13 protein-coding genes are annotated in these 13,853 nt (G+C 66.5%); 6 read left to right on the forward strand and 7 right to left on the reverse strand.

Annotated elements, in window-relative coordinates:
* Complete coding sequence (ampC, locus tag QCE69_RS25750) at positions 1 to 1,191, reverse strand: class C beta-lactamase (protein ID WP_404987437.1); 1,191 nt, start codon at positions 1,189 to 1,191, stop codon at positions 1 to 3.
* Positions 1,192 to 1,293: 102 nt separating this feature from the next.
* Here ampC and QCE69_RS25755 point away from each other — a divergent pair, with 102 nt between their 5' ends.
* The 6 genes from QCE69_RS25755 (at position 1,294) to QCE69_RS25780 (ending at position 7,568) form a co-directional block, all read left to right on the forward strand.
* Complete coding sequence (locus QCE69_RS25755; RefSeq protein WP_309933722.1) at positions 1,294 to 2,175, forward strand: LysR family transcriptional regulator; 882 nt, start codon at positions 1,294 to 1,296, stop codon at positions 2,173 to 2,175.
* 110 nt (positions 2,176 to 2,285) lie between these two features.
* Positions 2,286 to 2,795, forward strand: a complete 510-nt coding sequence (locus QCE69_RS25760; protein ID WP_309924349.1) for a MarR family transcriptional regulator — start codon at positions 2,286 to 2,288, stop codon at positions 2,793 to 2,795.
* Between the two features lie 4 nt (positions 2,796 to 2,799).
* Positions 2,800 to 4,902 (forward strand): FUSC family protein, encoded by a 2,103-nt coding sequence (locus QCE69_RS25765; RefSeq protein ID WP_309933723.1) that lies wholly within the window; start codon positions 2,800 to 2,802, stop codon positions 4,900 to 4,902.
* A 34-nt stretch (positions 4,903 to 4,936) separates the two neighbouring features.
* Positions 4,937 to 5,146: a DUF1656 domain-containing protein gene (locus tag QCE69_RS25770; protein ID WP_309817100.1), complete on the forward strand. Its 210-nt coding sequence runs from the start codon at positions 4,937 to 4,939 to the stop codon at positions 5,144 to 5,146.
* On the forward strand, positions 5,143 to 6,108 hold the full coding sequence (locus tag QCE69_RS25775; RefSeq protein WP_309924354.1) for an HlyD family secretion protein: 966 nt from the start codon (positions 5,143 to 5,145) through the stop codon (positions 6,106 to 6,108). Before QCE69_RS25770 ends, QCE69_RS25775 begins: the two co-directional genes overlap by 4 nt.
* A complete protein-coding gene (locus QCE69_RS25780) occupies positions 6,105 to 7,568 on the forward strand; it encodes an efflux transporter outer membrane subunit (RefSeq protein ID WP_409021233.1) in 1,464 nt (487 codons plus the stop codon). The genes QCE69_RS25775 and QCE69_RS25780 overlap by 4 nt, the downstream gene beginning before the upstream one ends.
* Positions 7,569 to 7,622: 54 nt before the next feature.
* On the opposite strand, the gene QCE69_RS25785 is transcribed toward QCE69_RS25780, so the two are convergent.
* From QCE69_RS25785 to QCE69_RS25810, 6 genes are read right to left on the reverse strand one after another with little or no spacing between them, the layout of a single operon-like run.
* Complete coding sequence (locus QCE69_RS25785; protein WP_309933725.1) at positions 7,623 to 8,249, reverse strand: nucleoside/nucleotide kinase family protein; 627 nt, start codon at positions 8,247 to 8,249, stop codon at positions 7,623 to 7,625.
* Complete coding sequence (locus QCE69_RS25790; RefSeq protein WP_309924360.1) at positions 8,249 to 9,124, reverse strand: sugar phosphate isomerase/epimerase family protein; 876 nt, start codon at positions 9,122 to 9,124, stop codon at positions 8,249 to 8,251. The genes QCE69_RS25785 and QCE69_RS25790 overlap by 1 nt, the downstream gene beginning before the upstream one ends.
* Positions 9,121 to 10,143, reverse strand: a complete 1,023-nt coding sequence (locus tag QCE69_RS25795; protein ID WP_309924362.1) for an ABC transporter permease — start codon at positions 10,141 to 10,143, stop codon at positions 9,121 to 9,123. The genes QCE69_RS25790 and QCE69_RS25795 overlap by 4 nt, the downstream gene beginning before the upstream one ends.
* Positions 10,140 to 11,153 (reverse strand): ABC transporter permease, encoded by a 1,014-nt coding sequence (locus QCE69_RS25800; RefSeq protein ID WP_309924364.1) that lies wholly within the window; start codon positions 11,151 to 11,153, stop codon positions 10,140 to 10,142. The genes QCE69_RS25795 and QCE69_RS25800 overlap by 4 nt, the downstream gene beginning before the upstream one ends.
* The gene (locus QCE69_RS25805) at positions 11,146 to 12,657 is read right to left on the reverse strand and encodes a sugar ABC transporter ATP-binding protein (protein ID WP_309933727.1); all 1,512 of its coding nucleotides are present in this window, start codon (positions 12,655 to 12,657) and stop codon (positions 11,146 to 11,148) included. Before QCE69_RS25805 ends, QCE69_RS25800 begins: the two co-directional genes overlap by 8 nt.
* Positions 12,658 to 12,678: 21 nt before the next feature.
* Positions 12,679 to 13,671 carry a substrate-binding domain-containing protein gene (locus QCE69_RS25810; RefSeq protein ID WP_309933729.1) on the reverse strand — a complete coding sequence of 331 codons (993 nt, stop codon included), beginning with the start codon at positions 13,669 to 13,671 and terminating at the stop codon, positions 12,679 to 12,681.
* Between the last annotated feature and the right edge of the window lie 182 nt (positions 13,672 to 13,853).

Raw genomic sequence — 13,853 nt, forward strand, 5'->3', positions numbered from 1 at the left:
TCATCGTTTTTTGTTCTGGGGTGCGCCGGTCAGCGCCGTGATGATCGCATAGGCGGCCTTCACCCGGTCGTCGTTCGGGAGGTTGCGGTTCGCCAGCATCACGATGCCCACGCCCTCGCTCGGCACGAACGCGATATACGTGCCGAAGCCGTTCGTCGAACCGGTCTTGTTGATCCAGACTTCATCGCGCGGCGGCTGCGGCGGATCGATTGCGGTGACGGGCGTCGGGTTCAGGATCATCGCCTGGCCGTTTCCTTCCAGCAGCGCGGGCAACGCCGCCGGATACGGATACTGCTCCCAGATCAGGTCCTGCGTCATCGGACCCGCCTTGAAGTAACCCGTGTGCGTCGCGGTGACCGCGCGCTGCCATGCCGGATCGACACGTACCTGATTCATGTTGATCTGCATGAAGCGCGTCAGGTCGGCTGCCGTCGTGCGCACGCCATACGCCTCGGAAGACAGCACGCCGCCTTTCATGCGGATCGGCCGGTCGTCCTGTGCATAGCCTTGCGCATAGTCGCGCTGCTTCGCGGCGGGTACGTGCATGTAACTGTGCGTCAGGCCGAGCGCGGGAAAGAGGCGCGTCTGCATCAGCGCGTCGAAGTCCTGGTTCATGGCCTTCGCGGTAATGAGCCCCAGCGTGCCGATACCGGGATTCGAATACGTGCGCACCGTGCCGGGCGGCCGCGCCGGTCGCCACGTGCTGAAGTAGTGCAACAGCTGGGCGTTGTCGTGGATGTCGTCGGGAACCTGCAGCGGCAAGCCGCCCGGCGTGTGCGTGCCGAGATTGAGCAGCGTGACCTTGCCGAACTCGCTGCCGTTCAGGGACGGCAGATACTTGCCGACGGGATCGTTCAAAGACAAGTCGCCTTTCGTCTGGGCATACGAGGCGAGTGTCGCCGTGAAGGTCTTGCTGACGGAGCCGAGCTCGAACAGCGTATCGCGCGTGACGGGCTGCTTCGTCTCCTTCGATGCCACGCCGTAGTCGAACACATACGCCCGGCCTCCCACCACAACACCCACCGCCATGCCCGCAATGCCGTGCAGCGCCATCAGGGGCTTGATGGTTTCATCGACCGTGTGCTGGACGCTCGCCTTATCAGAACCTGCGGCGAACGCCGCACAGATTGCGCCGCCAAAAGAAAAACTGGCCAGTGCCAGACACACCATCTTGCGGATTTTAATGTTCATCGAAGCTTCTCTTAATTGCCGTGATTGAGCCGAAGCGAAATATCCGCCGTTTCAGGCTGCGCCGCAATCGACGATAATTTGCCCAAGCCAAAAGAAAAACTTATGCGAAACCTGCGTCCTTATCTTCCGCTGAATGCGTTGCGCGCCTTCGAAGCCTCGGCACGGCACCTGAGTTTCACGCGCGCCGCACAGGAACTGAGCGTCACCCAGGCCGCCGTCAGCCAGCAGGTGCGCGCACTCGAAGAACGTCTCGGCACGCCGCTCTTCAAACGCCTGCCGCGCGGTCTCGGCCTCACCGACGAAGGCCGCGCGCTGCTTCCCGTGCTGAGCGATTCGTTCGGCCGCATGGAAGCGGTGCTCAAGCAGTTCGAGGGCGGGCATTTCCACGAGGTGCTGACGGTGGGCGTGGTCGGCACGTTCGCGGTCGGCTGGCTGATGCCGCGCATGAAGGCCTTCGCGCAGACGCATCCGTTCGTCGAATTGCGGCTGCTCACGCATAACAATCTCGTCGATCCGGCATCGGAAGGACTCGACTTCGCCATTCGCTTCGGCACCGGCGCCTGGCCCGCGACGCACAGCGCCATGCTCCTCGACGCACCGCTCGCCGTGCTCTGTACGCCCGAGATCGCACGCAACCTGCGCACGCCTGCCGACCTTGCAAACCAAGTGCTGCTGCGCTCCTATCGCGCGGACGACTGGACCAGCTGGTTCGAAGCCGCCGGGCTCGACGCCTGGACCCTGAACGGCCCCGTGTTCGATTCCTCGCGCCTGATGGTCGAAGCCGCGTTGCAGGGCGCGGGCGTCGCGCTCGTGCCGTCGCGCATGTTCGAGCGCGAGTTGCGTACCGGACTGCTGGCACGGCCGTTCGACATCGAAGTGAAGACCGGCAGCTACTGGCTCACGTGGCCGCGCTCGCGGCGCCTCTCGCCGGGCATGCGGCTGTTTCGCGACTGGATCGTCGCCGAAGCAGGCGCGACGCCCTGAGCCTTTTCGACGGCCCGCTCCAGCAAGCAAGCAAGCTGAAAGAAAATTCCTCCGTTGTTTATCGTTCGATAGGAGGCTAACGAATAGAGTTCTGGCTATAATCGCGGCCCATGACCTCTCTCGACCTCCTGCGCCGCTCCGTCAGCAGCACGCTCGTGCTCGCGGCGCGACGCTGGCGCCGCACCAGTCACGGCGTGCTCGCCTCGTACGGTGTATCGGAAGCCTGCGCGGTGCCGCTCCTGACCGCCAACCGCCTCGGCGAGGCCGTCCGCCAGGTGACCCTTGCGGAACATGTCGGCATTGAAGGGCCTTCGCTGGTGCGGCTGCTCGACCAGTTGTGCGCGGCAGGCCTCGTGCGCCGCGACGAAGACCCGGAAGACCGCCGCGCCAAGACCATCACGCTGACCGACGAAGGCCGCGCCGTCACCACGCGCATGGAAGAGCGGCTGATCACGCTGCGCGCGCGGCTGCTCAAGGGCGTGAGCCGCGCCGATCTGGAAACCACGTTGCGCGTGCTCAACGCCTTCAGCGACCTGTCCGACGGCAATCTCCTCGCCGCGATGGCCGCCGTCGAACCGCAGCCCAAGCCGGCCCGGCCCGCCGCGAAACGCGGAGCCTAGCCACATGTCCTTTCCTTCCGCGCGCGAATGGCTCTTCTCCGCCAAGACCTTCGCGGCCGCGATGATCGCGCTGTACATCGGCCTCGCGCTGCAATTGCCGCGTCCCTACTGGGCGATGGCGACCGTCTATATCGTGTCGAATCCCTTCGTCGGCGCGACGCGCTCGAAGGCGCTCTACCGCGCGCTCGGCACGATGATCGGCGCGGCGGGCGCGGTGCTGATCGTGCCGCCCTTCGTGGAATCGCCGTATCTGTTCAGCGTGGTCGTCGCGCTGTGGACCGGCACCCTGCTCTATCTCTCGATGTTCGACCGCAGCGCGCGCAGCTATGTGTTCCTGCTGGCGGGCTATACCTTGCCGCTGATCGCGCTGCCCGCCGTCACGGACCCGACCATCGTCTTCGACCTGGCGATGACCCGCACCGAGGAAATCCTGCTCGGCATCGTGGTGGCGAGCGTGGTGGGCAGTGCGGTGTTTCCGAGCCGGCTCGCGCCCACGCTGGTCGAACGCACGGACGCCTGGTTCCGCGACGCCGCGTTCTATGCGAGCGAAACGCTCTCCGGCCATATCGCGGGCGCGACGCTCTCGGCGACGCGCCAGCGGCTCGCGGCCACGGTCAATGGCCTGGAACTGCTGCTGAGCCAGCTGACCTACGATCACGCGCGGCCCGACATCATCCGCCGCGCGCGCGCGTTGCAGGGCCGCATGCAGATTTTCCTGCCGCTGATTTCATCGATGGCCGATCCGCTGATCGAACTGTTCGACAAGCACCGGCAATATCCGGAAGGGCTCGAAGCGCTGCTGAAGGACGTGGCCGACTGGGTCGGCACGCCTGCGCCGCGCTCGGCGGAAGAGATCGAGCACGAAGCCGCGCCGGATGCGTTCCGCGCGCGCATCCTTGCCATGCGCCCGTCCGTCGAGGCGCTGGCCACGCTGGACGGCGCGCTGCTCTCCAACGCGCTGTGGCGGCTCGGACAGGTGATCGACGTATGGCAGGACATCCGCGCGCTGCGCGCGGCCATCCTCAACGAGACGAGCGAATGGCGTCCGCACTTCCGCCACTGGCGGCTGGGCGGCACGGCGCGCTTCTTCGACCGCGGCATGATGCTGTTCTCGACCGGCGTCGCGGTGAGCGCGATCATCGTCGCGTGCAGCCTGTGGATCGAATCCGGCTGGAACGACGGCGCCGGCGCGGTGACGCTTGCAGCCGTGGCCTGCTGCTTCTTCGCCGCGCTCGACGAACCCGCGCCGCAAGTCTTCACATTCTTCGTCGCGACCTGCATGAGCGTGGTGCTGGCGGGCCTGTACGTGTTCGCAGTGCTGCCGCACGTGCATGATTTCCCGATGCTCGTCATCATCTTCGCGGTGCCGTTCCTCATCATCGGCACGCTGATTCCGCGCCCGCGCTTCAATCTCGTGACCATGCTCGTGGCGGTGAACACGGCCACCTTCATCAGCATCCAGAGCGCCTACGAGGCGAACTTCTTCGTCTTCATCAACAGCAACCTCGCCGGCGTGGCGGGCCTGCTGTTCGCGTTCATCTGGACGCGCATGACGCGGCCGTTCGGCGCGGAACTCGCCGCCGCGCGGCTCACGCGTTCGGCGTGGGCGGATATCGTGGTGAGCGCGTCCTCGGCGGAAGTCATCGACGATCAGCGCAATCTCTACGCGCGCATGCTCGATCGCCTGATGCAACTGCTGCCGCGTCATGCATCGAGCGATTCGCAGCGCCATCCTTCCATCGAGAGCTTCCGCGATTTCCGCGTCGCGCTGAATGCCCTCGATCTGCGCCGCTCGCGCCGCAAGCTGCCGGCGGAACTCCAGCATTCCGTCGATGCCGTGCTCGACGCGCTGCGCGGTTATTTCCAGTCCTGCATCGCGCGCCGCGTGCGCCAGCCGGTGCCGCCGGAACTGATTCGCGGCATCGATTCGGCCAGCGCGCAAGTGGCTGCCCGCGCCATTGCGCAGTCGCCCGCCGCCGATGCCGTCGCCGAAAGGTGGCTGCGCGACACGCTGCATGCGCTGGTCGGCATGCGCCTGTCGCTGCATCCGCCGGAAACACAAACGGCCGCGCAGAACGGCGCCGCGCCGCGTGAGGAGCCGGCATGATTCTCGTCACCTCCTTGTCAACGGAACGCCCAACATGATCGGCGAAATCGACATCCTTGGCGTGTTCGTGCCGGCCGTGCTGGTGCTGATGTTCGTCGCCTACCTCGTGAACCTGGCGATCCGCACCGTGCTCGCGCGCGTCGGCTTCTACCGGTTCGTCTGGCATCGCTCCATTTTCGATCTCGGCATCTACGTGCTGGTGCTGGGTCTTGTCGTCATCGTTTCGCAGCGGCTCATCTCGTGAAAAAAACCTGGTTCTCCCTCGGGCAGATTCTGCTTACGCTCATCGTCGTGACCATTGCGGCCGTCGTGCTGTGGAAGCTGGTCGATTACTACATGTTCGCGCCCTGGACCCGCGACGGGCACGTGCGCGCCGACGTCATCCAGGTCGCACCGGACGTGTCCGGGCTCATCACCGAAGTGCATGTGACCGACAACCAGCAAGTGAAGAAGGGCGACGTGCTGTTCGTGATCGACCGCGCCCGCTATGCGCTGGCGCTGCGCAACGCCCAGGCCGCCGCGCAGCAGCGCCGCGCGACGCTCGATCAGGCGCGCCGCGAAGACGTGCGCAACCGCTCGCTCGGCAATCTGGTGGCGCGCGAAGTGACCGAGGAAACCCATTCGCGCGTCGAGACGGCCACGGCCGCGCTCGCGGACGCTGAAGTCGCCATCGATACGGCCCGGCTCAATCTCGACCGCACCGAAATCGTCAGCCCCGTGGACGGCTATCTGAACGACCGCGCGCCGCGCGTCGGCGAATACATCGCGGCCGGGCGTGCGGTGCTCTCCGTGGTCGACATGCATTCGTTCCGCGTGGATGGCTACTTCGAGGAAACCAAGCTGCACGGCATCGACATCGGCCAGCCGGTGGACATCAAGGTGATGGGCGAGCCCAACGTGCTGCGCGGACATGTGCAGAGCATTGTCGCGGCGATCGAGGACCGTGACCGGCAACAAAGCCCGAGCCTGCTGCCGAACGTGAACCCGGCCTTCAGCTGGGTGCGGCTCGCGCAGCGCATTCCGGTGCGCGTGACGCTCGATGAAATTCCGGCCGACTTTCGTTTGATCGCGGGCCGCACGGCGACGGTGTCGGTGCGCGGCATCGGGCCGGCGATCGGCAAGCGCGCGGCGTCGGAGACATCGCCCGCTTCCGCGCCCGCGCCGACGTCGAGCGTTGCTGCACCGGCTTCAGGTGCCTCGCAATGAACGGCGTGCGCACGATGAAGGGGCTGGCATTCGCGGCGGCGACGGCATTCGCGCTGGCCGGCTGCATGACGGTCGGACCGGACTACACGCTACCCGACAAGGCCGCCGTCAACGCGCCCTACGCGAACGCGCCGCTCGACGGCGCCGATCAGGCGCCCGTCACGCAGGGCGCGGTGCCGTCGAAATGGTGGCGGCTCTACGACGATCCGGTAGTCGATCAACTCGTCGAGCAGGCGCTCGCGTCGAATGCGGACCTGCGCGTCGCGGCGGCGAACCTCGCGCGTTCGCGTGCCGAAGTGGAATTCGCGAACCAGCAAGGCGGCTTCTCCGGCAAGTCGTCGGCGGCGTTCCAGCGCGCGCAGGAATCGGCGGAACAGTATCTGTTGACGGAGAAACTTCCGGTCGTCAACGAAGGCGCGCTCGATTTGTCCGTGTCCTACGAGCTCGACCTGTTCGGCAAGATCAGGCGCGGCATCGAAGCCGCGAACGCCGATGACGAAGCGGTCGAAGCCGCGCAGGACCTCGCGCGCATCACGGTGGTCGCCGATGTCGTGCGGGCCTATGTCGAATCGTGCTCGGCGGCAGAGGAACTGGAGATCGCGCGCAAGTCGCTGGATCTGCAGAAGCAGCGCGTGAAGCTCACGCAGCGTCTGCGCGACGCGGGCCGCGGCAACCAGTCCGAAGTCACGCGCGGTCAAACCCAGGCCGATACGCTCGCCGCCGACATTCCGCGTTTCGTCGCCCGCCGCCGGGTCGCGCAATATCGCCTGGCGATGCTGCTGGCGCGCTCCCCCGCCGATCTGCCCAAGGCCGCGCTCGCCTGCCGCAAGCTGCCGCGGCTGCGCGCGCCGATTCCGGTCGGCGATGGCGCCGCGCTGCTCAAGCGCCGTCCCGACGTGCGGCAGGCCGAACGGCAACTGGCGTCGTCGACGGCGCGCATCGGCGTGGCGACGGCGGCGCTGTATCCGTCGGTGAGTCTGGGGGCGTCGGTGGGATCGGTGGGCGTCGCGGAAGACCTGTTCGGCGCGAATACGAACCGCTGGGCGTTCGGTCCGCTGATCAGCTGGAGCTTTCCGATCAACGGCCAGCGCGCCCGCGTACTGCAGGCGGAAGCATCGAGCAGCGGTGCGCTCGCGCACTTCGACGGCGTCGTGCTGAAGGCCTTGCAGGAAACGCAGAGCAATCTCGCCACGTATGCCTCGGACACGACGCGCGCTGATGCCTTGCGCATCGCGTACCGTTCGGCCACCCAGTCCGCCGATGAAACCAACCAGCTGTATCGCGCGGGCCGAGAGTCGTTCCTCAACGACCTCGACGCCACGCGCACGCTGACCGGCGTGGCCGCGCAGGTCGCCGCAGCCGAGGGCCAAGTGGCGGTGGATCAGGTGAACCTGTTCCTCGCGCTCGGCGGCGGCTGGGAAACGGATGAAGCCGTCGCGCAGAACGGCAAGGGGAAGTAAGGGCGTTGGCGTGGTGCGGTGCGAGAAGCACAGCCCACGCTCATCTGAAGCGCGTCAGCCGGAAGCGGGCCAGTTGAACTGCACGTCGGCGCGCAAGCGGGTGGCGTCGATCAACCGGGCATTCACATCGTCGGTGTGGCTGACCCACTGTTCCGCCGCCTCCTCGCTGCGGCCGAAGCTCACGTGCCGCGCCAGCAGCCGCGAGCGCCGCAGGTTCTGATCGACGTTCACGTACCAGACTTCGTCGAGCAGCGGCTTCACGCCCTGCCAGTGACCGTGTTCGAGCAACAGGTAATTCCCTTCGGTCACGATCAGCGGCACGTCCGGCAGCACCGGAATCGCCCCGGCGATCGGTTCCTCGATCTCGCGCCGGAACGCCGGCGCATACACGACCTCATCCCGCCGCTGTTCACGCAGCCGCCGCAGCAGCGCGACATAGCCGGCGCTGTCGAAGGTGTCTTCCGCGCCCTTGCGCCCGGCGCGTCCGAGCCGTTGAAGCTCCACGCTGGCGAGATGGTAGCCGTCCATCGGCACGACGACGGCCTGGTCCGGCAAGGCATCGAGAATGGCCTGCGCCAGCGTGGACTTGCCCGCGCCCGGCGCGCCGACCAGACCGAGGATGCGGCGTCCGCCTGCATCGGCGAGACGTCGCAGGCGTTCGAGATAAATTGCGTCGATCATCAGTGATGCGCCCTGGCCTTTGCCGCGGCGTCGATGCCGCCGGCCATGAATGCGCGGGCGTGTTTCGCAAGGTCCATGCCGTCGTCCCACAGGTTGCGCCAGATCGCGAGCGCGTTCGACAACTGCTCGTTGACGACCGTCGACGAGAAACTCTCGAAGGTCACGACGCCCTGGTAGTCGATCATCGCAAGCGCGTGAAAGAACTGCGAAAAGTCGATGGTACCCGAACCGAGATAGCCGCGATTGCTCTCGCCGATATGCACATACCCGAGCCGCTTGCCGCATTGCAGGACCGGCTGCATGAAGTCCGATTCCTCGATGTTCATGTGATACGTGTCGAGATGCACGACCACATTGGGCGCATCCACTTCGTCGATGAACGCCAGCGCCTGCGAGGCCGTGTTCAGCAGATTGCTCTCGTAGCGGTTCACCACTTCGAGCCCGAGCGTCACGTTCTTTTTGAGCGCGAAATCGGCGATGCGCTTCAGTGAATCGATCGCATTGCGGCGGCCCTTCTGCGTGATCGGGGCCGAGTACTTCGCCATCGCGCCGTACAGGATGCCGCCGAAATAACCGCCGCCGAGTTCCGAAGTGATCGTGATGCCTTCCTCCAGCAACGCGACGCCGCGCGCCACGATGGCCGGGTCTTCGTTCGACACGTCCGCATCGAAGGTCAGGCCGCGCGAGCAGCCGATGCCGAGCCCATGCTCCTGCAACAGATCGCGCGTCAGCGCGAGATCCATGACCTTCGGGCCATGCAGCGACAGCTCGACCAGATCGAAACCGGCCTCCCTGGTCTGGCTGATGACCTTGCGCGTCGATTCCGGCGTCAGGTCGCCCGCCCAGACCAGTGCATGTACGCCAAGCTTGTTCATCGTGCCACTCCCTTCGATGCGGTCGCGCGTCTGCGGACCCGGGTTCTTGAAATGCCGCGGGCCCAGGCCCAGCGGACGAGCATCACTACCAGCAGGAACACGCCCCACAGCGCGGTGGCGAGGTGCTGGTTCGCGCCGAGCAAATTGAGCCCCGACGCGATCACCTGCAGGATCACCAGCGCGATGACGACCGGCGCCACGCGCCCGAAGCCGCCGAACGGATCGACGCGGCCGAGAAAGCACGCCAGCACCGAGATCAGCAGGAAGGCCTCGCCGTGACCGACGCGCACCGAATTGAACTGCGCGGCCATCACGATGCCGGCGACGCCGCACATCAGCCCCGACAGCATATAGATGCGCGTGACGGCGCGCGTCGTGGCGATGCCGGAATAGCGTGTCGCTTCGAGATTCGAGCCGATCATGCGGGTGGCGAAGCCGAGCCGCGACCGTGTCATCACGACATGCCAGACCAGCGCGCAGCCGATGAAGATCCACAGCGGAATCGGCACGCCCAGCAGCGCGCCGTTGCCCATCTCGCGCACGAACGGCGGGAAGCCCGAGATGTCGCCGCCGCGCGTGAGGAATTCGCCGAGGCCGCGCAGGAAAATCATCATCGAGAGCGAGACGAGGATCGGACTCGCGCCGGTGCGGGCGATGACCGCGCCCATCACCCAGCCGGACGCGGCGCCCGTGGCGAGCGCGGCGGCCATGCCGAGCGCCACGGCGGCGGCGCCCGCGTCCGCGCCGCCATGCGTGTGCAGCACGTAGGCCATCGCCAGGCCCGAAATGTTCGCCGTGAACGTCACCGCCAGATTGAAGCCGCCGGAGATGAGCGGCATCAGCATGGCCAGCGTGAAGAAGCCGAGTTCGGGCAACTGGAACGCCACCGAGACGAAGGTGCTCGTCGTGAAGAAGCGCTCGGAGGCGAAGCTCATCACGACGATCACGATGACCAGAAAGCCCAGCAGGCCGGCGACATCGGCGGACACGAACGCGCCGGTGGAAGCACGCGTCTTCATGGCGCCGCCTTCGCGCCCGACGACGCCAGACGCGCGCCGACCAGCTTCGTGAAGCCGCCGCTCGACAGGGTGATCGCAATCAGGATGATCGCGCCGATGATCATCTTGAACGCATACGGCGAGATGCCGAGCAGGTTCAGTCCGTTGGCGGTGATGGCGGTCAGCAGGATGCCGAGAATCGCGCCGAGGATCGTGCCGCGTCCGCCGCCCAAGCGCGCGCCGCCGAGCACCACGGCGGCCAGCACATCGAGTTCGCGGCCGTACAGCGCGTTCGGCACGACTTCCTGCACGTAGTGCGCCTGCATCAGTCCCGCGATGCCCGCCATCATGCCGAGCCAGCCGAACGCCACATAGTGCATCGCGCCGATGTTCACGCCCACGCGCCGCGCGGCCTCGGGGTTGTCGCCCATCGCGTAGAGCTGGCGGCCGGTGGTCGTGCGGCGCAGGAGCAGCCAGGTGGCCAGCACCGCCGCCGCCATCACCGCGACCGGCAGCGCGAGCGTAGCGACGCCGCTGGGCGTATCCACATGGACGATGGACACCCGCTCGACCCACCAGTCCGGCAGGTCGTAGATGGACACGCCGCCCGTCAGGAACATCAGGCCGCCGAAGAAGACGTTGAAGGTGGCGATGGTCACGACAATCGATACGATGCGAAACCGGTAGATGATGGTCGCGTTGATCGCGCCGAGCAGGAAGCCGAAGCACGCGGCAACGAGAAAGCCCAGCGCCCAGTTGCCGCCGCCGAGCCGCATGACGGTGAGCGCGGTCAGATACTGCGCCACCGATGCGCCCACCGCGAACGAAATGTCGATGCCGCCCGCGATCAGCACCACCAGCAGGCCCACGGCGAAGATGATGTTGACCGAGCTCTGGTTGAGCAGGTCAAAGAGATTGGAGAGCGTGAGGAAGGTGCTGGTCGTGAGGCTCAGGCCGATCATCATCGCGACGATGACGAGCAGCAGCAGCGCCTCGATCGATCCGATTCCGAGTCTGCGCAAGTCAGGCATGGACGTCTCGCTCGATGTGTTCCATCGTGGTCTTGCCCGGCACGTATTCCCCCGCGATGCGGCCGTCGCGCATGTGCAGGATGCGGTCGGCGTTGAAATACACCTCGGGAATCTCGTCCGAGATCAGCAGGATCGCCATGCCCTGCGCGGCCAGGTTGTGGATGATCGCGAAAATGCCGGCGCGCGCGCCCACGTCCACGCCGACCGTCGGCGAATCGAGGATCAGCAGCTTCGGATTCGTGGCGAGCCACTTCGCCAGCACGATGCGCTGCTGGTTGCCGCCCGACAGCGTGGACACCGCGTCGTCCGGCTGGCCGATCTTCACGGCGAGTTGCCCGATCCAGTCGTCGATCAGCGCGCCGCGCCGGCGGGCCGAGATCAGGCGCGCGGCATCGAGCAGACGGTCGAGCACGGCCGCGACGGTGTTGTCGCCGATCGATTGCGGCTGCACCAGCCCGAGTTGCAGCCGGTCTTCGGAGACATAGGCGATGCCGGCGCGGATCGCATCTCGGTTCGAGCGCAGCGCGATTTCCCGGCCTTCCATGTGGAGCGATCCCGCGCGCGGCCGCGTCATGCCGAACAGCGACAACGCCAGCTCGGTGCGGCCCGCGCCCAGCCGTCCGGTAATGCCGAGAATCTCGCCACGGCGGATGCTGAGCGCGATGTCGCGATACTCGCGCCCGCGCGACAGGCCCCGCACCTCCAGCACCACGGGCGCCGCCGGACGATCCGCCGCGCGCACCGCGTAATCGAAGGTGCGGCCCGTCATCAGTTCCGTGAGACGCGTCTGCGTCATGCCTTGCGTGGGAAAGGTGCCGACATACTGGCCGTCGCGCAGCACGGTCACGCGCGTGCAGACTTCGAGCACTTCCGCGAGCCGGTGGCTGACGAACACCACGGCAATGCCGTCCGCCGACAGCCGCCGCACGATCTCGAGCAGCGCGCCGGTTTCGGCGTGACTCAGCGAGGCGGTCGGTTCGTCCATGAAGACGAGGCGTGCGTCGCGCACCAGCGCGCGGGCAATGGCCACGATCTGCCGCTGCGCAATCGACAGCGCGCGCACCGACCGGCCCAGATCGAGCGTCACGCCGAGCCGCTCCAGAATGCGCCGCGCGGCCTGCTTCATCCTGCCGTAATCGACGAGACGCGGCCACCCGCCGAGGTTCTGCTCGAAGGCGATGTTCTCGGCCACCGTCATCTCCGGGAACAGCGCGAGATCCTGCCAGATCACCTGGATGCCGAGGTCACGCGCCTTCGCCGGATCGAGGCCCAGGATGGACTCGCCGTCCATCAGCATCTGCGCGCCGGCCTCGGGCTGATACACGCCGTTGATGATCTTGATGAGCGTGCTCTTGCCGCAGCCGTTCTCGCCCGCGAGGCACAGGACTTCGCCCGGCAGCACGTCGAACTGCACGGAGCGCAACGCCCGCACGCCGCCGAAATCCTTCGAGATGGCGTCGAGCTTCAGCAGGGGCGGGCGCGCGTCGGCGGCGGTCGGGTTCATGGGCGCGGCGGCTGGACCCGTTCAGAGGCCGGTCTTGGCAAGATCGTCGACGGTCTTCTCGTTCAGGTCCACGAGTTGATCGACGATCAGGTTGTGGCCGTCAGGATGCACGACGCCCAGTCCCGGAATATTCGTGCCGTCCTTCACCGGCTGGCCCTTCGCGACCATCGTGCCGAGCGTCACGAACACTTCGCCCGCCTGTTCCGGATTCCACATGTAGCCGCCGGTCAGCACGCCGTCGTGAACCAGCCGCCGCCCCTGTCCCGGCGAGAACGGCCCGAGCACCAGCACCTTGCCCTTCATCTGCTTTTCCTGCACCGCGCGCGCCGCGCCGATCGGGCCCTGGCTGCCGAACGCAAGGATCGCCTTCAGGTTGGGATGCGCGCGCATCAGGTCGAGCGCGGTCTTGCGCGACGCATCGACGTCTTCCGCCACGCCGTAACGATCGCCCACCAGCGTCATGCCCGGATAGTTCGCCTTGATGTAGGCGTTCGCCGCATCGGCCCAGGCGTTGTGCAGCGGCACCGTGAGCGAGCCGACGAACACCGCGTATTCACCCTTGCCGCCGAGCGCCTCGCCGAGACGCTTCGCATAAGCCTCGCCGAAGCCCTTCACGGACGCCAGCTCGAAGTCCCAGTCGGCGTTCTGCTGTTTCGGCGATTCATGCGTGATGACCTTGATGCCCGCCGCGCGCGCCCGTTGCAGCACCGGTTCGAGCACTTCGGCATCGTTCGGCACGACGCCGATCACATCCACCTTCTGCGCGATCAGATCTTCGATGGCCCGCACCTGGAGCGCGGGATCGGCGCTGGTCGGCCCGATCATGAAGGCCTTGACGCCGAGTTGCGCGGCGCGCTTCTTGATGCCCGCGTCCATCGCGTTGAACCACGGAATCCCGCCGATCTTCACCACCACGCCGATCACCGGCTGATCCGGCGATGCCGAGGCCGGGACGGCCGCCAGCATCAGCGCAACCGAGGCCACGCCTGCACACCATACGCGAAACAGTTTCATGGACTTGTCTCCTGCGGAGGACTTCCGCCGCATGTCAGGCGGACGCCCGGTCGGGTTGGTCGGAACTCCGCTTGCCGTGCTGCCGCGCCGCCTGCTGAAGTTTTTTGCTAAATCCATTCAGCAATTCGGGCTGAGGTATGCTGAATCTATTCAGCAAGGCGGTCGACTCGGACAAACCCTAA

The organism is Caballeronia sp. LZ032 (genome assembly GCF_031451315.1).
In the GTDB taxonomy this organism is placed as follows: Bacteria; Pseudomonadota; Gammaproteobacteria; order Burkholderiales; family Burkholderiaceae; genus Caballeronia.

Excerpts from the sequence above, each read along its gene's own strand:
- QCE69_RS25755 (WP_309933722.1), top strand. The coding sequence starts at position 1,294 with ATGCGAAACCTGCGTCCTTATCTTCCGCTGAATGCGTTGCGCGCCTTC.
- QCE69_RS25795 (WP_309924362.1), bottom strand. The coding sequence starts at position 10,143 with ATGAAGACGCGTGCTTCCACCGGCGCGTTCGTGTCCGCCGATGTCGCC.
- QCE69_RS25810 (WP_309933729.1), bottom strand. The coding sequence starts at position 13,671 with ATGAAACTGTTTCGCGTATGGTGTGCAGGCGTGGCCTCGGTTGCGCTG.
- ampC (WP_404987437.1), bottom strand. The coding sequence starts at position 1,191 with ATGAACATTAAAATCCGCAAGATGGTGTGTCTGGCACTGGCCAGTTTT.
- QCE69_RS25800 (WP_309924364.1), bottom strand. The coding sequence starts at position 11,153 with ATGCCTGACTTGCGCAGACTCGGAATCGGATCGATCGAGGCGCTGCTG.
- QCE69_RS25760 (WP_309924349.1), top strand. The coding sequence starts at position 2,286 with ATGACCTCTCTCGACCTCCTGCGCCGCTCCGTCAGCAGCACGCTCGTG.
- QCE69_RS25780 (WP_409021233.1), top strand. The coding sequence starts at position 6,105 with ATGAACGGCGTGCGCACGATGAAGGGGCTGGCATTCGCGGCGGCGACG.
- QCE69_RS25805 (WP_309933727.1), bottom strand. The coding sequence starts at position 12,657 with ATGAACCCGACCGCCGCCGACGCGCGCCCGCCCCTGCTGAAGCTCGAC.
- QCE69_RS25790 (WP_309924360.1), bottom strand. The coding sequence starts at position 9,124 with ATGAACAAGCTTGGCGTACATGCACTGGTCTGGGCGGGCGACCTGACG.
- QCE69_RS25785 (WP_309933725.1), bottom strand. The coding sequence starts at position 8,249 with ATGATCGACGCAATTTATCTCGAACGCCTGCGACGTCTCGCCGATGCA.
- QCE69_RS25770 (WP_309817100.1), top strand. The coding sequence starts at position 4,937 with ATGATCGGCGAAATCGACATCCTTGGCGTGTTCGTGCCGGCCGTGCTG.
- QCE69_RS25765 (WP_309933723.1), top strand. The coding sequence starts at position 2,800 with ATGTCCTTTCCTTCCGCGCGCGAATGGCTCTTCTCCGCCAAGACCTTC.